A 19,353-nucleotide genomic window follows, 5' to 3' on the forward strand; every position below is an offset into this window, starting at 1 on the left:
AGGTAGCCGAGCCCGCCGATTGGCCTAAACCGTAGACTCAACTACGTAGCCATAGGAATAACGTCTTATATGTATCGGCGCAATAGGAATAACTACGTACTTCCTGGAGAAACATAGCCGTAAAAGGAAGAAAGGCCCATTGTGAGCAACGGGCCTTTCTTAATGCTCAAGGTCTGGTCTTGAGGATATCGCGGATTTCGGTGAGCAGCACTTCTTCACGCGGGGGAGCGGGCGGAACTTCCGGCACGGTTTCGGCCGCCTTTTCACGGCGCAGCATGTTGATGCCCTTGACCAGCATGAACAGCGCGAAGGCGACGATCACGAACTTTACGAGCGCGTTGATGAACAGGCCCACATTGAGGGTGGCAACGCCTGCCGCCTGTGCCGCCGCGAGCGAAGGAACCGCCACGCCGTCGGGATTGGACAGGACGACGAACAGGTTGGAGAAGTCGATGCCTCCCAACACCAGCCCGATCACCGGCATGAAGATGTCATCGACCAGCGAGGACACGATCGTGCCGAACGCTCCGCCGATTATAATACCCACGGCCATGTCGACCATGTTGCCCTTGACGGCAAATTCCTTGAATTCCTTAATCAATGACATGTGCGTCACCTCCTTGGCTTCCACCGCGCCCCTGCGGCGGTTAAAAGTAAGCCCCGATTCCGCACGCTTGTCCATTGTCATGACTTGACATATGCGCTCGGGAGGCGTCACCACAGAGCTCCGAATCGAGACGGATGCAGCCATGGCCGACCGGGCGATCTTTGCGAACGGCGCCGTCGATCCCGGTCTTGCCGGTGCCATCGACCAGTTGCCCTATGGCATCGCCGTTTTCGACAAAGCGCTCACCCTCGTGGTGTCGAACGCCACCTACAGCTCCGGCCTGGGCCTGCCGCCCTCGCTGCTTGCCCCAGGCACTTCGCTTGACGAAATCCTCCTGTTCATGGCCCGCCGGGGCGATCTCGGACCGGGCACCCCGCAGGTCGTCGCCGACCAGCGCCGCCGGCTGATTACGTCCGAACCCACAACGCTCACACAGCGCTCGAACATGGCAGGTCACCAGCTCGAGATCCACACCGCGCTGCGGCCCGATGGCGGCCTGGTCATCTCCTTTTCCGATGTCACGGACCGGGCCCGCGCCGAAGCCGCCCTCGAACAGGTCAATCACACCCTCGAAGAGCGCGTGAAGGACCGCACGCGTGCGCTCACCCTGCTCAATGCAGAGCTGGAAAAGGCTCGCGCCAAGGCCGACGAGGCCAATCACGAAAAGACCCGCTTTCTCGCCGCTGCCAGCCACGACCTGCTGCAGCCTCTCAACGCGGCTCGCCTCTACACTTCAACGCTTTACGAGCGCACGCGTGGCACCCCGGCCGCCGAGCTTGCCGCCTCGATCGATGCGTCCCTCAACGCCGTCGAGGACATCATGTCGACCCTGCTCGACATCTCGCGCATGGATTCGGGTGCCCTCAAGGTCACCCGAACCAATATCGACATCTTCGATCTGCTGAGGAAGATCGAGATCGAGTTCCAGCCGCTCGCGAGCGAAAAGGACATCCAGCTGCGCGTGGTCGGCGCTTCGCTGATCGTGCGTTCGGACCGCATGCTCTTGGCGCGCGTCATCCAGAACCTGGTGTCCAACGCCATCAAATACACCCGTCCCGGCGGCCGCGTGCTGGTGGGTTGCCGGCGGCGCGGGAAGTCGGTGCGGCTCGACGTCATCGACACCGGCATCGGCATCGACCGGCACCAGCATCAGTTGATCTTCACCGAGTTCTCCCGCCTCGAACAGGGCGCCCGCATCGCCCCCGGCCTGGGCCTGGGCCTGTCCATCGTACAGCGCATCCTCGCTGCTCTCGACCATCCCATGGAGATCGAAAGCGTTGTGGGGAAAGGCTCGCGCTTTTCGGTCACCGTGCCGGTTATCGCCGGCAACCGCCCCGCGCCTGCCCCCATCGAACCTCCCGCCCGCGCCGCCGCCCAGTTCGACGGGCTGCACGTCCTGTGCGTGGACAATGAGCGGTCGATCCTTGATGCCATGTCCTCGCTGCTCGAGAACTGGGGCTGCGACATCCGCACCGCCACCTCGCTCAAGGAGATCGCTCAATTGGGCATGCTCGAGGGTTGGGTGCCCGATCTGGTGCTCATGGATTACCATCTCGACCAGACCTCGGGGCTCGACGCCATCGAATGGCTCAAGCAGATCGTCGGTGGCCACCTGCCCACGATCCTGGTCACCGCCGACCGCACGCCCGCCGTGCGCCAACTCGCCGAAACGCGCGGCACCGCAGTGCTCAACAAACCGGTCAAACCCGCCGCGCTCCGCGCGCTTCTCGCCCAGATGAGCAAGCAACTCTAGCGCCAAGGTTATCCCTCGTCGCTGGCCACCGGGGTCTCCTCGGGCTTGTCCCGGAACAAGGTATGCATCCCCGGCTCTCGGCTCTTGCCGTACCCTCTCCCCTCGTCGTCTTCGGGCTCGACCCGGAGACCCACAAGGCTTCCGAGCATCCAGAAGAGGTGTAGTTCTACACATCCGCTCACTGCGATAAGCTACGCCTTGGTCAGCCCCTTGAACAGCTCGGCCAATACCTGCTCCCACGCCGCCCTGTCGCCACCCGCCTCGATATCGAGCGCGGCGCTGTCATAGGCCGCCGAGATCATCCGGGTCAGCGGCTCGATGGGCAGCGCCGGCATCGCGCCGGTTTCGATGGCGATCGACAGCCCTTCGCGCAGCGTGCGCGCGCTGTGGCACATATCGATCGCCTCGGCTTCGGCGTGGCCCAGAACGGCGGGCGCATCGAGCAGCAAAAGCCGCGTGCGCCCCGGCACCTGCATGGCGTCGAGATAGGCCCGCCCGCCATTGAGCAGCGCTTCGGCGGCCGAGGTGCCTTCGGGCGAGGATTGCTCGATCTCGCGCGCCACCGCCGCCGCCTCCGCATCCGCCACGGCGGCAAACAGCGCCTGCTTGTCGGCAAAGTGATGATAAAGCGCCCCGCGCGTCACGCCCGCCTTGGCCACGATCTCGGGCGTGCCGATTTCACCATAGGGCCGTTCGGTGAACAGCGCCCGCCCCGCCTCGATCAGAGCGGCACGGGTGGACTCGGAGCGGTCACGATTGGAGCGGCGCGAAGATTCCTGTTGCATACATGCAGCCTGTATGTTAATTCATTTCTTACATACAGACTGTATGTTTGTTTGGATCGAAAGGAAACCCCTATGCGCCCCTCGAGCTTCTACCCCGTGGTGATGACCGACGATGTCGCCGCCTCATCGACCTTCTTTCTCACCCATTTCGGCTTCCGCTCCCTGTTCGACAGTGACTGGTATGTCCACCTGCAGTCCGAAGCCAATCCGGCCTTCAACTTCGCCGTGCTCGACAAGAGCCACGCCACCATCCCGGCCGGCCACCGCGACCGCACCGGCGGTCTCCTCCTCAGTTTCGAGGTCGAAGACGTGGATGCCGAATATACCCGTCTTAAGTCCGCGGGGGCCCACATCGCCCTCGACATCCGCGACGAAGCCTTCGGCCAACGCCATTTCATCGTCACCGACCCCACCGGCATCCTAGTCGATGTGATCAAACCCATTCCCCCCAGCGCCGAATTCGCCGCCCAATACGCACCCGAAGCCCTGCCAGAGTAAGCGCGCGGTCCGGGCTGATCGTTACCCAGGGTGGACACATCACCTGCCCACCCCTTCGCCCCGTGCCAACCCGCCTCCCCCCTCGTCGTCTTCGTCCCCGAACTTGATCCGGGGCTTGTCCCGGAGACCCGCAAGCCTCTCCACCTCAGTGCGTCCCCCAACCTCTCCCGCACCATCGGCGAGGCTGCGGATTACCGGGTTAAGCCCCGACAATGACGAACGGAAAGGTTGGAGATGAAGAGCGACGAAATTTTTGCCGTAGCGCTCCCCCAGGAGTCCCCTTCTCCCCTTGAGGGAGAAGGTGGATCGCCCGCAGGGCGAGACGGATGAGGGGGGCGCTGAGCTTGCGTCATGGCAAGAGCCGAAAACGGCGCGCATACCTTGCCCCGGGTCAAGCCCGGGGTGACACGGTGGGGGTGAGGCAGGGCACAGCCCCGCCTCCGGCTCCGGCCCTCAACACGCTCCACGTCGAGGTCTCCAGCGACCCACTGCTTATCCCCATCATCACCCCACCCCCCAACCGTCATCCCGGCCTTGAGCCGGGATCCAGTACACTCAGCGCCCGAGCCCCAGCCGTAACGCTCGCCCAAGAGCCCCCTTCTCCCCTGGTGGGAGACTTCGAACCGTCCATTGGCCAATCGTGCCGGTCGCACGATTGGAGGTGAGAAGGCCATGAGAGCGGAGCCTGCCCCTCGCGAAGGCGGGGGCTCGAAGGGCAGGGGATGAGGGGGGCGCTGAGCTTCCACAGGCACCGGCGCAAAAAACTTATCCCCGCCCCCTGCGCTTGCCCCATACTCCCCCTCACGACCCCGCGCATATGGACGCAAGCGCTACGAACGTTTGGGCGGGATCGGTTCGGGTTCCTCACGGGTCGCCGTGGGGAAGGCCCAAAGCGGACAGATGGCCGGATGTGGACACCAGGTGTGAGCGGACCACCAATCCAATCACTCCCACGTCGCACCGGGGAAACCCGGAGGGGCAGCGGGAAACCATCGGCAACGGTGGCTTCCCAACAACCCCCAGCCCGAGAAGCCGCCATAAGCCCAAAATCCCGGACGCATGGGGCGATGATCGCTTCATACTAACAAATTCAGCACGAGGCGTTCATCGCCCCATGCCGTCTATTGAAATCGCGATGACCCGAAGGCGACGCCGGAGGGCGATTTGGCATGCCGCCCGCGAGCTAAGCCCCGGCGTCCTCGAAGAGCTGCGCGAACTGCCCCTGCTCGATCTTGGCAGCGGCGATCACCGCCTGGGTCCGGCTGTCGACATTGAGCTTTTGCAGGATCGCCGAGACATGCGCCTTGACGGTGGCTTCCGAAATCGAAAGCTCATAGGCGATCTGCTTGTTCATCAGCCCGTCCGAGAGCATCATCAGCACGCGGATCTGCTGCGGCGTAAGGGTCGCCAGCCGCGACAGCACCTCGCTCTGCTCGTCCGGATCATCAAGCGAAACGCCTTCCGGCACCCAGAGCCCACCTGCCAGGATGGTGTCGATCGATTCCCGGATGCGGGCTGCGCTTTCCGATTTCGAAAGAAAGCCCGAAGCGCCGAGATCAAAGCAGCGGCGGATGACCGAGGCGTCCTCGACCGCCGAGACGATCATCACGGGAATCTCGGGGAACTGCGCGCGCAGCAGCAGCAATCCCGAAAAGCCGCGCACCCCGGGCATATTGAGGTCGAGCAGCACGAGGTCGCAATCGCGATTGGCCTCGAGCGCGGCGCTCAGCCCCTCGATGTCGCCAGCCTCCTCGAACGCCATGTCGGCGCCCTTTCCCTCGAGCGTCTGGCGCAGGGCCGAGCGGAACAAGGGATGGTCGTCGACGATGATGATGCGATGGCTCATGGGGCGCGGTTCCTCGCCGGGCAGGTCGATACCGACGATAAACCCAAGATCGCACGATCAATCAAGCATTTCCGGCCGTTTACGACCAAAGGGTCATATTTTGTCGCCATGACCGTCGGGATCCTGCGGCTCTGCGAGCATGCCCTCGATGATCTCTTCGACGCGCGCCAGCTCCGAAAGGGACTTCTCGATGGCCGAACGGCGCTGCTGGAGCAGATGCCGCTGATGATGCACCTTGTCCAGCGCGCGGCGCAGATGGTCGTAAGACCCGTCGCGCAGGTCGTATGTGTCGAGATATTCCTGAATCTCGCGCAGGGTCAGCCCCACCTGCTTGCCATCGAGAATGATGCGCAGCCGCAGGCGGTCGCGATTGGTATAGAGGCGCTTGTTGCCCACCCGTCGGGGGCGCAGCATGCCCTTGTCTTCGTAGAATCGCAGGGTCCGGTGCGTGATCGAAAAAGCGTCGGCCAGCTCGGCGATCGTGTAGATCGCCGGCCCCTCGCTTCGGCGCGCAACGCGGTCCTTGCGGGCAGGTCCGGTCATCTTGGCGTCTTGTCGCTGATGGGCAGTCATTGTGAAAGCAACATCACCACGATCGGTGATCGAGCGCAATCCATGCTCAAAAATAGCAATGCAATCAATGCGGCACTCGGGCACGGTTAACGCGATGTTTACCATAAATTGCAGACAGTCATTTTTGGCGATTCTTCTCGCCCATCGGCGCGCTGATCACGCGCCTCACACAGCCGTCGGGAAGCACAATGGCGCGAACGAATCCTCATCATGACTGGCCCGAGCCGCTATCCGGTCCCCGCAGATCGAACGGCGCCGAATGGGAGAGCCTGCGCAACGAGTTGGTGGCGCTGCTCGATCAGGTCGAGGATCAGGTTGCCACGGCCCATTCCGCGCGGCAGCGGCCCCGGGCGGCGTCCGCGCCCCCTGCTCCAGCGGCCATTCAGTCCGACCGGCATTCGGAAGCCCTGCGCAGCGTACGTCAGGCCGTGACCCGGCTCGCCGATCGCAGCACCGAAGATCGGCCGGTGATGCGGGAAAGCGTTGTGGACGCCATCAATCAGATCCGCGCTCGCCAGACCGGCGCTGCCCGCCCAACGGCACCGAACGCCGAACTGGCCGGCTTTGCCAAGGCGCTCGACGCCATGGGCGAGAGGATCGGCCGTTTCGAGGCCCGGATCGCCGAGCAGATCGAGGCGCTGGGCGCCGATAAGGAGATTTCCAACCAGATCGCGCAGTTGAGCGAAGTCATCGAGCTTCTGGCCGGCGCGGTCGGGGAAACCGGCCAGATCAAGCGGCTCGAGGCCCAGATCGGCAATCTCGCCGAAATGGTCGCCGCCAGCCGGCCTGCCGAGCACGACATGACCACCGATCGCCTTGCCGAGCTGACGGTCACCGTCGAAAAGCTGCTCGCCCACCAGATCGAAACCAGCGGCCAGCAGGCCCAGCAAGTCGCCCGCTCGGAAGATCGTCAGGCCCAGACCATGGCGATGATCGAGCAGAGCGTGCGCAATATCTACGACCGCATCGACGCTCTGGAAGCCAACAGCCAGCCTTCGGACGCCATCGACAGGCTGAGCCGCGACATGGCGGCCTTGACCGAAGCGGTCAGCCGCAAATCCGAACCCGAAGCGCTTCTGGCCAGGATCGACGCCCTGGGCGAACGCATCGGCGCGATCGAAGCCCCTTCCCGCGACGAAGCGGCCATGCTTGCCGAAAGCGTCTCGGTGCTGCGCGGGGTGATCTCCGAAACCATCGAGCCGCGCTTTGTCCGGCTCGAAGAGCGCATGAACGAACTCGGCGCGTCCAGTGAGCCGGCGCCGATCGATGCGATCGAAGCCCAGTTGCGCCAGATCGCCCAGCGGGTCGACGAGACCAGCGCGCAGCTCAAGGCGATGGCGGCGATCGAAACCCCGGCTGCACCCGCCGCGCCGGATCTCGAAGCGCTGGCCGACCTCATTGCCGAAAAGAGCCGGGCGCTTGCTCCCGCCAGCATCCCCAGTGATGCGGACAGCGTCGAAAAGGCCGATCTCGAGGCGCTGGAACAGCGGCTTGCCGCGCTCTTTGCCCGTTCGACCGAGAAGGGATCGGATACGCCCCACCTGGCCGGAATGCGCAATTCGATCGCGCAGGTCGACAACCGCATCGCGCGGCTCGAAACGATGCTCAACAACCGGCCGGCTGCCGCGGCCAGCCCCGCAGCGCCTGCTCCCGAGGCCGCGCCATCCCGTCCGCGCCGCAAGCCCGCCGATACGATGCCGGTCGACCCGACCACCGGTGAGGCTTCCCAGGCACCGCAGCCGGAGACCATCGAGCCGGCAGCGCCCGAGCCCGATAAGGCCGCCGAACCAAAACCGTTCACCCTCGATCCCGACACCATCGACCGGCCGGCCAAGCCGCAATCGAGCCTGAATCTCGAGCGGGCGAGCCCCTTTGCCGATGGTCCCGAACGGGGGAAGACTGACACCGCGCCGGGCGTTTCCGCTTCGACACGCGCCAGCTTCATCGAAGCCGCCCGCCGCTCCGCGCGTCAACCCGAGGCCGCGAATTTCGAAGAGCCCAAATCCCTGATCGGCCGCGCTCTCGCCCGCTTCCAGCGCAGCGAAGCCCAGGCTGCGGAAGACGAAGCGCCGATCGCGACCCCGCCAGTCGCCGAACCCGTCGCCGAACGCCGCTTTGACGACGATCAGGACGAGGAGCAAGCGCAGAGCTTTTTTGCCCGCAACCGCCGCGTCCTGCTGCTCGGCACGGCGCTCGTTGCCGTGGTCGCGCTCACCGTGCCGCTGGTGGCGAGCCGCATCATGCCGCCCCGCTCCGCTCCGCTCGAAGAGGCTCAGGCCCTTGCCCCGATCGAAACGCAGCAACAGCCAGCCGATACCGCAGAACCGGCGGCGGTAAGCGATGCCGAAACCGCAACAGCGGCGCCCGATGTCGACTCGGAAGAAGCCGCTGAAACGGGCAGTCTCACATCGAACGTCCGCTTCATCGAGCAGCAGCCCAGCCTGACGGCGGCGCAGATCGATCGTGGCGCCTTCTCCGCCAATCCGACCATTGACCCGATCCAGACCGCTGCGATCGGCGCCACTTCGAGCTATGCGGCGACGGATGCGCCCATCGACACGGCCGCTGCCGTGGTTCAGGATCTGCCCGAGGCCGTAGTGCCCGAGGAGATCGAACCGGAAGCGTTGCGGCTTGCCGCTCAATCGGGCGATCGCTATGCCCAATTCGAAGTCGGCGCCATCCTTACCGAAGGCACGCTGGTCGAGCAGGACTTCACCCAGGCGGCAGCCTGGTACGAACGTTCCGCCGCGCAAGGGTTCGCTCCCGCGCAGTACCGTCTGGGCAGCCTTTATGAAGGCGGGCGCGGCGTGGAACGCGATCTCGAAATGGCGCGGCTCTGGTATCAGCGCGCAGCCGAAGCGGGAAACCGCATGTCGATGCACAATCTTGCCTCCCTTTACGCAGGGGGCGAGCTTGAAAGCCAGGATTTCGAAGCCGCCGCCCATTGGTTTGAACAGGCGGCGTCGCGCGGGCTCACCGACAGCCAGTTCAATCTCGGCATGCTCCATGCCCGCGGCCTCGGGGTCGAGCAGGATTTCGAGCAATCCTATCTCTGGTTCTCGCTCGCGGCGCGCTCGGGCGACCAGGACGCCGCGGCGTCGCGGGACGATGCGGCCCGTTCGCTCGATGCTGAAACCATTCAACGGCTCGATGCGCAGATCGAGGCCTGGGCCCCCGGCGAGATCGATCTCGCCGCCAACTTCGCTCCCATCGGAACCTGGGACGAAACGTTCGATCCCGGTCCGGCGATCGCTAACCGGGATGTGGTCTTGCAGGTCCAGATGCTGCTTGGCAAACTGGGCTATGACATTGGAACCCCGGACGGAATTTCCGGCCCCAAAACGCGCGAGGCCATCGCCGAGTTCGAGCGTGCCACGGGGATGACCGAAAGTGGTGCCATCAATCCCCGGCTGCTCGCTGTCCTGGGCAGTCAACCGGTCTGATCGCTTAGGCCGGCGCGTAATCTCTTTGCCACAGGGCGCCATTATCAGCGCCCTGTGATACCTGCCTATGATTGGGCCCGGCCGTGCTGATCTATTTGCCCATCGCGGAAATGAGCGTGAACCTGTTCTTCCTGGTGGGGATAGGGGCAGCCATCGGGTTCCTGTCGGGATTGTTCGGCGTCGGCGGCGGGTTTCTTTTGACGCCGCTTCTGATCTTTTCCGGCGTTCCGGCTCCGGTCGCCGTCGCCTCGGTTACCGGGCAGGTCGTCGCAGCGTCCACCTCGGGCGCCCTTTCCTATTGGCGGCGGGGCGGCATCGATCTCACCCTCGCCCTGTTCCTGGTCACGGGCGGTGTGTTCGGGGCCGGGGTCGGCGTCTGGATTTTCGCTCTGCTGCGCAGCTTCGGGCAGCTCGATCTGGCGATCTCGTTCGGATACCTGCTTTTCCTCGGTTCCATCGGCACGCTGATGCTGATCGAAGCGGTCCGCTCGCTGATCCGCTCGCGCCGGGCGGGTCCTCCCCCGCGCCGCATGCCGGGCCAGCACAATTGGGCCCACGGCCTGCCGCTGCGGTTCCGCTTCAAGCGCTCCAAGCTCTACATCTCGGTGATCCCGGTCATAGGCATCGGCTTCCTCATCGGCATCGTGGGTTCGCTCCTGGGTATTGGCGGAGGCTTCATCCTCGTGCCGGCGCTGGTTTATCTGCTGCGCATTCCCGGTTCGGTGGTGATCGGCACATCCTTGCTCCATGTCCTGGCTGTCATGGCGGCAACCTGCGTGCTGCACGCCGTTCAGAGCCAGAGCGTTGATATCCTTCTGGCCTTCTGCCTCATGGTGGGCAGCGTGGCGGGTGCCCAATTTGGCGCCTCGGCGGGCCAGTACCTGCGCGGCGATCAATTGCGGTTTCTTCTGGCGCTCATCGTTCTGGGGGTCGCCATCCGCTTCGGGCTCTCCCTGCTGCTCGCGCCCGCCGATCCCTTCTCGACAGCCGTTCTGAGCTTCGGGGAGACGCTATGATGGCGCGTCTCCTCATCCTGGTCCTCGCCCTGCTGACGAGCTCTACCGCCGCGCAATCGCAGAGCCTGATCTTCGGCACGTCGGACCCGACCATCTCGATCCACTCGAACTTTTCGGGCGAGACCATCACGCTGTTCGGCAATATCGAGCCCAACGTGGATGGCACTATGCCGGAAGGCTCCTACAATGTGATCTTCGTCATCCGCGGCCCGGTGGAAGAGCGGGTCGTGCGCCGCAAGACACGGCAGTTCGGCATCATGCTCAATGCCGACCATGCGCTTTTTACCGGTCTGCCCTCCTTCTACCGCGTGCTCTCCAGCGGGCCCATCGAAGCCATTTTGGACCCCGAGATCATTGCCGAGCGCAATCTGACGGCCATGGCGCAGGCCGAGCTGGCGCTCACCGAAACCAGCGGCAATGTCGAATTGTTCGAGGCCGAACTGGTGCGGCTGATGACCAATGCCAACCTGTTCCGCACCGACGAGCGCGGCGTCGCTTTTCTTTCTCCGACCTTCTTCACCACGCGCGTGGTCCTGCCGGCCAATGTGCCCAACGGCATCTTTCTGGCCCAGGCGCTGGTTGTTCAGGACGGACAGATCGTCGCCGAGCGCGCGCAGCGCTTTTTCGTGCAGAAATCGGGATTTGAACGGTTCCTGGGCGAAGCGGCCATCGACCAGCCGCTGCTGTACGGCCTCGCCTGCGTAGCCCTGGCGCTGGTGACCGGCTGGCTGGGCGGCGTGCTCTTCCGCCGTTAGCCTAAAACCAGCCGCTGGGTAGCGACCGGATAGACCCTATCGCGCCCGAGCATCATGACCTGCAGCCGCGTCCGGTTAAAGAGCCCTGCAAAGGCCGGTGAAAGCACGTTGAGGCTACCGGTCGAGGCTCCATAGGCGGGCAGAATCATCAGATGCTCGTCCCAAACAAAGCACGGACGGCGCGACGATTTCCCGTTCATCGCCACCCGTGCCGCCGGATGCAGGTGACCCGCGATCAGCCCCGGAATCCCATGCATCGGTTCATGGCGCAGCGAGCATCCGGACACCGCCATCTGGCTGCAGCAAAGCCCGCCCAGCGCATGCGGGGAAGGATCGTGATTGCCGGCCACCCAAACCCATTCGAGCTTTTCGACCAGCCGCGCCAGGCGCGCCCTGTCGTGCGGCAGCAGCGTGGTCGTGCCCTCGTCGCGATGGAAGCTATCGCCAAGCGCAAAGACACGCCGGGCACCGCAGAGCGCGATATCGCGTTCGAGCCGCGCCAGCGTCATTCCCGTATCATAGGGCGGCAGAAGCTGGCCCGAGCGCGCATAGCTCGACAGTTTTTCGAGATGCAGGTCCGCGACCATCAGAGCCTCGGCATCGGGCCAATAGAGCGCGCCCGAAGGCAGCGGGACGAAGCTCTCGCCCGCAAACCAGATCGTCGGTGGCGTTTCGAACCCCGGAAGAGGTTGGGCCTGGGCCAAAATGGATCTCTTATTGGTTCGGATATCCGACGGCTTCGGCGATCAGATCTTCAGCCGCTTCGCGCAAAACCGCCTCGCGGGCTTCCCCGAAGATCGGCTCCTTGCCGATGTCGAGCAGAATAGGTACCGCAAGAGGCGAGATTCGGTCCAGCCGCTTGTGGCGGATATGGCGCCGGATGCGCCGAAGAGCCACGCCCAGCCGCTCGATGTCGAGCAGCCCGCGCGCAGCATCGCGCCGCGTCGCCTCGATCAGGATGTGGTCGGGCTCATGCTGGTAGAGCACGTCGTAGATAATGTCCGAACTGACGGTGATCTGCCGCCCCGACTTCTCCTTTCCCGGATGCCGGCGCTCGATCAGCCCGGAAATGATCGCGCAATTGCGGAAGGTGCGCTTCATCAGCGCCGATTCATCGAGCCAGGCTTCGAGATCGTCCCCAAGCATATCCTCATCGAAAAGCTGATCGAGCGAGAGCCGACCGGTGGCAATCAGCGCCCCCAGATCGGACGCGCACCAGATGGCCAGCGCATAATCGGATGCCACGAACCCCAGCGGCTGCGCGCGCGCCCGTTCGAGCCGGCGGGTCAAGAGCATGCCCAGCGTCTGGTGCGCCAGCCGGCCCTCGAACGGATAGCAGACCAGGTAATGCTTGTCGCTGCGCGGGAAGGTTTCCACCAGCAGGCTGTCGCTGTCGGGGAGCACCGAGGCATAGTTCTGCAGGTCGAGCCATTCGCGCACCTGATCGGGCAGCACTCGCCAATCCTTAGGATTGGCGAGGATGCGGCGCACCCGGTCGGCGAGAAAGGTCGAGAGGGGAAACTTGCCGCCCATATAGGAGGGGATCTTGGGATTGTCCGAAAACGCCCGCGAAACATAGGCCTCGGTTTCCACCACCCCCTCGAAGGCGACGATCTCGCCGCCGAACATGAAGGTATCGCCGCGCACGAGCTGGTCGATGAAATATTCCTCGATCTCGCCCAGCATCCTCCCGCCACGCCCGATCGGCCCGGTGGTCGCTCCCGTGCGTACCCCGCGCGCCCGTACCAGCCGCACCTTGAGCATCGGTTCCTCGACGATGGTGCCGACGTTCAATCGGTATTGCTGGGCGATCTGCGGATTGGCGATGCGCCAGAGCCCGTCCGGCGTCTTGCGCAGCTTGGCGAAGCGCTCATAGGCACGCAGCGCATAGCCGCCCGTGGAGACGAAATCGAGCACCTTATCGAATTTCTCCCGCGAGAGGTCGCGATAGGGCCAGGCCGATGTGATCTCGCGATAGGTCTCGTCGGCATCGAGCGGATCGGCACAGGCGAGCCCCAGCACGTGCTGGGCGAGCACGTCCAGCCCGCCCGGGAGCGGGGTTTCGCTGTCCTGCGCCCCTTCCCTCACCGCTTCGAGCGCCGCCTCGCATTCGAGCACCTCGAAGCGGTTGGCGGGCACGAACAGCGCCTTTGAAGGTTCGTCGAGCCGGTGATTGGCCCGCCCGATGCGCTGGAGCATGCGCGAGGCCCCCTTGGGCGCGCCGACCTGCACCACGAGATCGACATCACCCCAGTCGATCCCCAGATCCAGCGTCGAGGTACAAACCACCGCGCGCAGCACGCCGGCCACCATGGCGCTTTCCACCTTGCGCCGCTGCTCGACCGAAAGCGAGCCGTGGTGCAGCGCAATGGGCAGGCCCTCGTCATTGATGGCCCAGAGGTTCTGGAACAGCGCCTCTGCCTGGCTGCGGGTGTTGACGAACAGCAGCGTCGTCCCATGCCGCTTGATGGTCTCATAGAGATCGGGCACCGCATAGGCGGCCGAGTGCCCGGCCCAGGGCAGGCGTTCCTCGCTCGCGAGGATCGAGAGCTCGGGCGCCGCGCCCCCCGGCGCGTTGAGCAGCACCGCCGGCTTGGGCGCGACGGGGGCCGCGATCCAATCGCGCAGGGTTTCGGGCTGGGCCACGGTCGCCGAAAGCGCGGTGACCTTCACCTCCCGCGCCAGCCTTGCCAGCCGCGCAACGCCCAGGCTCAGCAGATCCCCGCGCTTTGAGGTGACCAGCGCATGCAATTCGTCGAGCACGATGCGCCGCAGGGAGCCGAACAGTCGGGCGCTGTCGGGGTGGCTGAGCAGCAGGGCGAGCTGTTCGGGCGTGGTCATCAGGATATGGGGCGGCGCGAAACGCTGGCGCTGGCGCCGCGCCGCGGGCGTGTCCCCGGTCCGGGTTTCGACCTTGATCTTCAGCCCCATTTCCCGCACCGGGTCGCCCAGATTGCGGGCGACGTCGACGGCCAGCGCCTTGAGCGGGGAGATATAGAGCGTATGGAGCCCATCCATCGGGTTGGCGATCAGGTCCTCGATCGACGGCAGGAACCCGGCCAGCGTCTTGCCGGCCCCGGTGGGGGCGATCAGCAGCACCGAATTGCCGGCCCTTTCCGCCTCGAGCACCGCCAGTTGATGCGGCCGCGCTCGCCAACCCTTGCCGGCAAACCAGTTCTCGACGATGGGTGAAAGCTGGCTCAAGCCGATGCGCTCTCTTTAATTGGCCATTGTCGGCCCCTATGTGGCATTGTGAACCTGACTGAAGAATCGAGAATGGACCGGCCGATGAGCCCCGAGACTATGGACAAGCGCGAGACAAATCAAAGACGCGGATGGCTGGAATCGTTCCTTGGCGGCACGCCGGGCCGGGTGGTCGTGCGGCTGATCCTGATGAGCCTTGTCGTCGGTTTCCTGATGTCGGTGCTCGGGCTCAGCCCGCAGGCGATCTTTTCGGCCATCGAAGGGTTCATCAATTCGATCTTCGACAATGGCTTTGAAGTGCTGCGCAGCGGCTTCGCCTATGTGCTGACCGGCGCGGTGATCGTTTTGCCGCTCTGGTTCCTGGGCCGGCTGATGTCGGCCGGGCGGCGGCGCTGATCGGATAATTGCAACAGACTGTTGAGCCTTGGAGCACCGATCAATAGGATGACGGGGCGCTATCTGCGCCCCTTCCTTTAATCGATGTCTTTCAAGGTAAAACTCATGCCGCCCGTCATCTTCATCACCGGTGCCACCTCGGGTTTCGGCGCCGCCACCGCGCGTCATTTCGCCCACAATGGCTGGAAAGTCATCGCAACCGGACGGCGGCGCGAGCGGCTGGCGGAGCTGGAAGCCGAATTCCCCGAGATCGTCCACGGCATCGAGATGGACCTGACCGACAAGGCATCGATCAAGCATGCCGTCGCGGCCATCCCTGAAAATTTCAAGCCCATTACGTGCCTGTTCAACAATGGTGGGTTGGCATTGGGCACGGGCGCCATTCCCGACATCGACACCGATCAGTGGCAGACCATGATCGACACCAATATCGTGGGCCTGCTGCACACCACGCTAGAGGTGTTGCCGCTGGTCAAACAGGTGGGGCGCGGCGCCTCGATCATCAATGTGGGGTCCATTGCCGGGCGCTTCCCCTATACCGGCGGCAACGTCTATGGCGCGACCAAGGCCTTCGTGCACCAGTTCTCGATGAACCTCAGGACCGACACAATGGGCACGGGCATCCGCATCACCTCGCTCGAACCGGGTCACGCCAAGTCCGAATTCACCGCCGTGCGTACAGGCGGGGATTTCGAGGCCAATGAGAAGATGTATGCGGACAACGAGCCGCTGCTGCCCGAGGATATCGCCCAGACCGTGTGGTGGCTCGCCAATCTGCCCGCCCATGTGAACGTCAATTCGATCGAGATCATGCCCGTCTGCCAGGTGCCGACGCGGCCCGTGATTCTCAACAAGGACGCGTTCCAGAACTAGGGTGTCCGGCGGCCCCATGGATTCCCGCGTCCATCCTTTCGAAATCCGTCATCGCGATGTCTGGGGCATCGCGATTCCGGCTTCGGTTGCCTTCATCACCGAACCGGTGGCCGGCGTCGTCGATACGGCGGTCATCGGGCAATTGGGCGATGCCGGGCTTCTGGGCGGATTGTCGCTGGGGGCCGTGGCCTTTTCCGTCATCTTCGCCCTCGCCTTTTTCCTGCGTTTCGGCACGGCAGGGTTGACGGCCCAGGCGGTCGGCGCACGCGATCCCCATGACGGGCTGCTGCACATGGCGCGCGCCATGGTCGTTGCCCTGGTCATGGGACTGGCGCTTCTGGCGCTGTCGCTGCCGCTTCTTTCAGTCTTCGAAATCGCGCTGGCTCCGCCGGCCCAGTCGGCCGGAGCCTTTGCTGATTATGTCTTGATCCGCATGGTATCGGTGCCTTTCGTGCTCATCAATTTCGTGCTGCTGGGCTGGTTCTATGGCCGGGCCGATGCGCGGACCGGCATGTGGCTGCAAATCCTCATCAACGTGGTCAACATCATCCTCTCGATCCTGTTCGTGCAGGGTTTCGGCTGGGGGGTATCGGGTGCGGCCTGGGGCACGGTCATCGGTCAGATCATCGCCGCAATCATCGGTCTTTCGATCGCCGTGCGCCACTATGGCGGGCTCAGACCCATTCTCGCCATCGCGACCCCCACCGCGCTGTTCGATCTTGCCGCCGTCCGCCGCATGATCGGGATCAGCCGCGATCTCATCATCCGCTCGGCTGCCCTGATGGCCGCCTTTGCCTATTTCGCCGCCCAGGGCGCGCGGGTGGACGAGGTGGCGCTATCGGCCAATGCTATCCTTATGCAGCTCTTTTCGATTTCCGCCTTCTTCCTGGACGGGCTGGCTACCGCCGTCGAACAGCTCTGCGGCAGGGCGGTCGGTGCCCGCTGGCGCCCCGCCTTCGAAAAAGCCATTCGCATGGGACTTGGTTGGGGGCTGGTGATCGCCGGAGCGCTTTCGGTGCTGCTGTTTGCCGGCGGCTGGATCGCCATCGATTTCATGACCACCAGCGAGCCGGTACGGGAGATGGCCCGTGTCTACCTCGCGATGGCGGCGCTGACCCCGCTCACCGGCATGCCCGCCTTCGTCTATGACGGGGTGATGATCGGGGCGACGCTCAACGTCACCATGCGCAACGGCATGGTGATTTCGCTCTTGGTTTATCTGGCGACCGCCATGCTGTTGCAGCCGATCCTGGGCCTTTGGGGCCTGTGGATCGCATTGCACGTGCTTCTGCTGGTCCGTGCCGCGATCTATGCCTGGGCCATCGAAAGAAGGAAGCCGGAACTCTTCGCCTAAATTCCTTGCCGCCCTTCGGCCCAATCGGCGACGGCACTGTTGGTGAGATCGGCCACATGCGCATGTCCGCGCGCGGCAATCTCGTGGGAGAGCCCGGCCTTGATGTCCTCGATCATCTCCAGCCCGCCATAAACCAGGGCGGAATAGAGTTGGACCACATTGGCACCGGCTTCGAATTTGGCGATGGCGCTTTGGGCCGAATGGATACCGCCAACGCCAATGAGCGGAAAATCCGGGCCAAGCCGCTGACGCATCTGCGCCAGTCTCCGGGTGGCGAGATTGAACAGCGGCTTGCCGGACAACCCACCGGCCTCTTTGGCGTTTGCAAGGCCCGCCACCGCATCGCGCGAGATCGTGGTGTTGGAAACGATCAGCCCGTCCACCCCGCTCGCCAGAACCACGCGGGCGATCGCATCCATCTGCGTTTCGTCCAGATCAGGAGCGATCTTGACGAGAATCGGGGGTTGGCGCGACTGGGTGGCGCGTGCCTCCAGCACCGCGCCGATCAGGCTGCCAAAGGCGTGCTCGGCCTGCAGATCGCGCAGGCCCGGCGTGTTGGGCGAGGAAATATTGACGGCCAGATAGTCGGCCACCGGGGAGAAGGCTTTTACGCCGGCGACATAGTCGGCCACGAAATCGGTGCTCGCCTTGTTGGCCCCGATATTGACCCCGACCACCGGCGCCGCCGCCCGGCCTTTGAGGCGCTCAAGCGCCGCCTCATGGCCTTCATTGTTGAAGCCGAGGCGGTTGACCACTCCCATCGCCTCGGGAATGCGAAAGACGCGGGGCGCTGGGTTGCCATGTTGCGGGCGCGGGGTGAGCGTCCCGACCTCCACAAAGCCGAACCCGACCTTGGAGAGCGGCCCGAAGACCTCCGCGTTCTTGTCGAAGCCCGCGGCCATGCCCAACGGGTTGGCGAGGTTCAGCCCCAAAAAACGCGTTGCAAGATTGGCCGGAGACGGAGCGCCGGACGGGGCCAGCCCGAATTTGAGCGCGTTGATCGTCGCCCGGTGCGCGGTCTCGGCGTCCATGCGCATGAGCATGTCCTGCGCGAACCGCTGCATGCCGGGGCCGCGAAACAGATCGCCCAGCCCCATCAGCCGATCTCCGGCAGGTCGAACCCGCCATCGGGCCGGGCACCGAGTTCGCGTTCGGCGATGACCGCCGACATGGGCAGGTGTGCATAGAGATGGGGAAACAACTGCCCTCCGCGTGAGGGCTCCCAGCGCAGATCGGCGCCCAGACGGTCGGGATCGATGGTGGCCAGCACCAGTCCCGATTGTCCGCGATAGTGCTTTTCAAGCGTTTCGGCCAATTGGCCGGCGGTCGAGAAGTGGATGTAGCCGTCGGCAAGATCGACCGGCGTGCCGGCAAGAAACCCTGCGGCCCTGGCTTTTGCCCAATCCTGGGCGGAGGCGATTTTGTAGATCGGTTCGGCCATGTGCCCTCCTTCTCGGCAAGTGATCTAGCCTTGTGGGAAAGCGCTGCCAAGCTTGGAAATTTCTTTACAGGAGACTAATGAGATAATAGGATTACTTTCCAGTCTAATTGGATATAATTCCTTTTTCGGAAACTATCTGTCCATGTTGTCTCATCGCGCCATATGGGAAGCTCTCGACAGGCTGGCCGACCGCCATGGCCTGTCCGCTTCGGGCCTTGCCAAGCTCGCGGGGCTTGATGCGACTGCGTTCAATCCCTCCAAGCGCGTGAGCAAGGACGGGCGGGAGCGCTGGCCTTCCACCGAATCGATCGCCAAGGTTCTCGAGGCGACGAACGAGAGTTTCGATTCCCTGCTCTCGGGCGGGCTCGCCTACACACAGGCGGGCGGCAATGGCAGAGCCGTGCCGCTTCTCGGTTTCGCCCAGGCGGGTTCTGGCGGCTATTTCGATTCTGCGGGCTTTCCCGTCGGCCAGGGCTGGGACGAAGTGCGCTTTCCCGGCCTGGGCGACGGAACGGCCTATGCGCTGGAAGTCACCGGGGATTCCATGCAGCCGCTTTACCGCGATGGGGATTACATCATCGTCTCGCCCACCGAGCAGCTCCGGCGCGGCGACCGCGTGGTGGTGCGCACCATTGGCGGGGAAGTGATGGCCAAGATCCTGCACCGGCGCACCGAAAAGCAAATCGAGTTGCACTCGATCAATCCCGACCACGCTCCGCGCGTCTTCAAGCCCGAGGAGATCGACTGGATCGCCCGGATTCTTTGGGCCAGTCAGTAATCAGGCGAGCCCTTTCCGCCGAGGCGGCACA

General features: G+C 64.2%; 17 protein-coding genes. 9 read left to right on the forward strand and 8 right to left on the reverse strand.

Annotated elements, in window-relative coordinates:
* Nucleotides 1-166: 166 nt before the first annotated feature.
* Nucleotides 167-601: a large conductance mechanosensitive channel protein MscL gene (gene mscL, locus NO934_RS04440; RefSeq protein WP_309163651.1), complete on the reverse strand. Its 435-nt coding sequence runs from the start codon at nt 599-601 to the stop codon at nt 167-169.
* Between the two features lie 148 nt (nt 602-749).
* Between mscL and NO934_RS04445 the strand changes: the two genes are divergently transcribed.
* Nucleotides 750-2,360 (forward strand): hybrid sensor histidine kinase/response regulator, encoded by a 1,611-nt coding sequence (locus NO934_RS04445; protein WP_309162522.1) that lies wholly within the window; start codon nt 750-752, stop codon nt 2,358-2,360.
* Nucleotides 2,361-2,551: 191 nt separating this feature from the next.
* Here NO934_RS04445 and NO934_RS04450 read toward each other — a convergent pair whose 3' ends face one another.
* Entirely contained in the window at nt 2,552-3,145 is a 594-nt protein-coding gene (locus NO934_RS04450; RefSeq protein ID WP_309162524.1) for a helix-turn-helix domain-containing protein, read from the reverse strand.
* Nucleotides 3,146-3,217: 72 nt separating this feature from the next.
* On the opposite strand from NO934_RS04450, the gene NO934_RS04455 reads away from it, so the two are divergent.
* Nucleotides 3,218-3,643 (forward strand): VOC family protein, encoded by a 426-nt coding sequence (locus tag NO934_RS04455; protein WP_309162525.1) that lies wholly within the window; start codon nt 3,218-3,220, stop codon nt 3,641-3,643.
* A gap of 1,183 nt (nt 3,644-4,826) precedes the next feature.
* Here NO934_RS04455 and NO934_RS04460 read toward each other — a convergent pair.
* Both NO934_RS04460 and NO934_RS04465 read right to left on the reverse strand, forming a co-directional pair.
* On the reverse strand, nt 4,827-5,489 hold the full coding sequence (locus NO934_RS04460) for a response regulator transcription factor (RefSeq protein WP_309162526.1): 663 nt from the start codon (nt 5,487-5,489) through the stop codon (nt 4,827-4,829).
* A gap of 93 nt (nt 5,490-5,582) precedes the next feature.
* Nucleotides 5,583-6,032, reverse strand: coding sequence for a MerR family DNA-binding transcriptional regulator (locus tag NO934_RS04465; protein WP_309162528.1), 450 nt, complete (start codon nt 6,030-6,032; stop codon nt 5,583-5,585).
* Between the two features lie 218 nt (nt 6,033-6,250).
* Here NO934_RS04465 and NO934_RS04470 point away from each other — a divergent pair, with 218 nt between their 5' ends.
* The 3 genes from NO934_RS04470 to NO934_RS04480 all read left to right on the forward strand — a co-directional run bounded on the left by NO934_RS04470 (nt 6,251) and on the right by NO934_RS04480 (nt 11,276).
* Entirely contained in the window at nt 6,251-9,505 is a 3,255-nt protein-coding gene (locus NO934_RS04470) for a peptidoglycan-binding protein (protein WP_309162530.1), read from the forward strand.
* Between the two features lie 83 nt (nt 9,506-9,588).
* Nucleotides 9,589-10,521, forward strand: a complete 933-nt coding sequence (locus NO934_RS04475; RefSeq protein WP_309162531.1) for a sulfite exporter TauE/SafE family protein — start codon at nt 9,589-9,591, stop codon at nt 10,519-10,521.
* Nucleotides 10,521-11,276, forward strand: a complete 756-nt coding sequence (locus NO934_RS04480; RefSeq protein ID WP_309162532.1) for a TIGR02186 family protein — start codon at nt 10,521-10,523, stop codon at nt 11,274-11,276. Before NO934_RS04475 ends, NO934_RS04480 begins: the two co-directional genes overlap by 1 nt.
* On the opposite strand, the gene pdeM is transcribed toward NO934_RS04480, so the two are convergent.
* Both pdeM and NO934_RS04490 read right to left on the reverse strand, forming a co-directional pair.
* Nucleotides 11,273-11,980, reverse strand: a complete 708-nt coding sequence (gene pdeM, locus NO934_RS04485; protein ID WP_309162533.1) for a ligase-associated DNA damage response endonuclease PdeM — start codon at nt 11,978-11,980, stop codon at nt 11,273-11,275. The genes NO934_RS04480 and pdeM overlap by 4 nt on opposite strands.
* 10 nt (nt 11,981-11,990) lie before the next feature.
* The gene (locus NO934_RS04490; protein WP_309162534.1) at nt 11,991-14,480 is read right to left on the reverse strand and encodes a ligase-associated DNA damage response DEXH box helicase; all 2,490 of its coding nucleotides are present in this window, start codon (nt 14,478-14,480) and stop codon (nt 11,991-11,993) included.
* 84 nt (nt 14,481-14,564) lie between these two features.
* Between NO934_RS04490 and NO934_RS04495 the strand changes: the two genes are divergently transcribed.
* The 3 genes from NO934_RS04495 to NO934_RS04505 all read left to right on the forward strand — a co-directional run bounded on the left by NO934_RS04495 (nt 14,565) and on the right by NO934_RS04505 (nt 17,103).
* Nucleotides 14,565-14,876 (forward strand): DUF6460 domain-containing protein, encoded by a 312-nt coding sequence (locus NO934_RS04495; protein WP_309162535.1) that lies wholly within the window; start codon nt 14,565-14,567, stop codon nt 14,874-14,876.
* Between the two features lie 105 nt (nt 14,877-14,981).
* Nucleotides 14,982-15,749 carry an SDR family NAD(P)-dependent oxidoreductase gene (locus tag NO934_RS04500; protein WP_309162536.1) on the forward strand — a complete coding sequence of 256 codons (768 nt, stop codon included), beginning with the start codon at nt 14,982-14,984 and terminating at the stop codon, nt 15,747-15,749.
* A 16-nt stretch (nt 15,750-15,765) separates the two neighbouring features.
* Nucleotides 15,766-17,103: an MATE family efflux transporter gene (locus tag NO934_RS04505; protein WP_309162537.1), complete on the forward strand. Its 1,338-nt coding sequence runs from the start codon at nt 15,766-15,768 to the stop codon at nt 17,101-17,103.
* Here the strand turns inward: NO934_RS04505 and NO934_RS04510 are convergent.
* Together NO934_RS04510 and NO934_RS04515 are read right to left on the reverse strand one after the other, a co-directional pair.
* Nucleotides 17,100-18,200, reverse strand: a complete 1,101-nt coding sequence (locus NO934_RS04510; RefSeq protein WP_375143274.1) for a quinone-dependent dihydroorotate dehydrogenase — start codon at nt 18,198-18,200, stop codon at nt 17,100-17,102. The two genes, NO934_RS04505 and NO934_RS04510, sit on opposite strands and share 4 nt — an antisense overlap.
* Nucleotides 18,200-18,544, reverse strand: a complete 345-nt coding sequence (locus NO934_RS04515) for a DUF952 domain-containing protein (protein ID WP_309162539.1) — start codon at nt 18,542-18,544, stop codon at nt 18,200-18,202. Before NO934_RS04515 ends, NO934_RS04510 begins: the two co-directional genes overlap by 1 nt.
* A 142-nt stretch (nt 18,545-18,686) precedes the next feature.
* Here NO934_RS04515 and NO934_RS04520 point away from each other — a divergent pair, with 142 nt between their 5' ends.
* The gene (locus tag NO934_RS04520) at nt 18,687-19,322 is read left to right on the forward strand and encodes a helix-turn-helix transcriptional regulator (RefSeq protein ID WP_309162540.1); all 636 of its coding nucleotides are present in this window, start codon (nt 18,687-18,689) and stop codon (nt 19,320-19,322) included.
* The last annotated feature ends 31 nt before the right edge of the window (nt 19,323-19,353 follow it).

The organism is Pelagibacterium sp. H642, assembly GCF_031202855.1.
Lineage (GTDB): Bacteria > Pseudomonadota > Alphaproteobacteria > Rhizobiales > Devosiaceae > Pelagibacterium.

Excerpts from the sequence above, each read along its gene's own strand:
- NO934_RS04455 (WP_309162525.1), top strand. The coding sequence starts at position 3,218 with ATGCGCCCCTCGAGCTTCTACCCCGTGGTGATGACCGACGATGTCGCC.
- NO934_RS04505 (WP_309162537.1), top strand. The coding sequence starts at position 15,766 with ATGGATTCCCGCGTCCATCCTTTCGAAATCCGTCATCGCGATGTCTGG.
- NO934_RS04450 (WP_309162524.1), bottom strand. The coding sequence starts at position 3,145 with ATGCAACAGGAATCTTCGCGCCGCTCCAATCGTGACCGCTCCGAGTCC.
- NO934_RS04460 (WP_309162526.1), bottom strand. The coding sequence starts at position 5,489 with ATGAGCCATCGCATCATCATCGTCGACGACCATCCCTTGTTCCGCTCG.
- NO934_RS04495 (WP_309162535.1), top strand. The coding sequence starts at position 14,565 with ATGAGCCCCGAGACTATGGACAAGCGCGAGACAAATCAAAGACGCGGA.
- NO934_RS04445 (WP_309162522.1), top strand. The coding sequence starts at position 750 with ATGGCCGACCGGGCGATCTTTGCGAACGGCGCCGTCGATCCCGGTCTT.
- NO934_RS04510 (WP_375143274.1), bottom strand. The coding sequence starts at position 18,200 with ATGGGGCTGGGCGATCTGTTTCGCGGCCCCGGCATGCAGCGGTTCGCG.
- NO934_RS04470 (WP_309162530.1), top strand. The coding sequence starts at position 6,251 with ATGGCGCGAACGAATCCTCATCATGACTGGCCCGAGCCGCTATCCGGT.
- NO934_RS04520 (WP_309162540.1), top strand. The coding sequence starts at position 18,687 with ATGTTGTCTCATCGCGCCATATGGGAAGCTCTCGACAGGCTGGCCGAC.
- NO934_RS04515 (WP_309162539.1), bottom strand. The coding sequence starts at position 18,544 with ATGGCCGAACCGATCTACAAAATCGCCTCCGCCCAGGATTGGGCAAAA.
- NO934_RS04480 (WP_309162532.1), top strand. The coding sequence starts at position 10,521 with ATGGCGCGTCTCCTCATCCTGGTCCTCGCCCTGCTGACGAGCTCTACC.
- NO934_RS04465 (WP_309162528.1), bottom strand. The coding sequence starts at position 6,032 with ATGACCGGACCTGCCCGCAAGGACCGCGTTGCGCGCCGAAGCGAGGGG.
- NO934_RS04500 (WP_309162536.1), top strand. The coding sequence starts at position 14,982 with ATGCCGCCCGTCATCTTCATCACCGGTGCCACCTCGGGTTTCGGCGCC.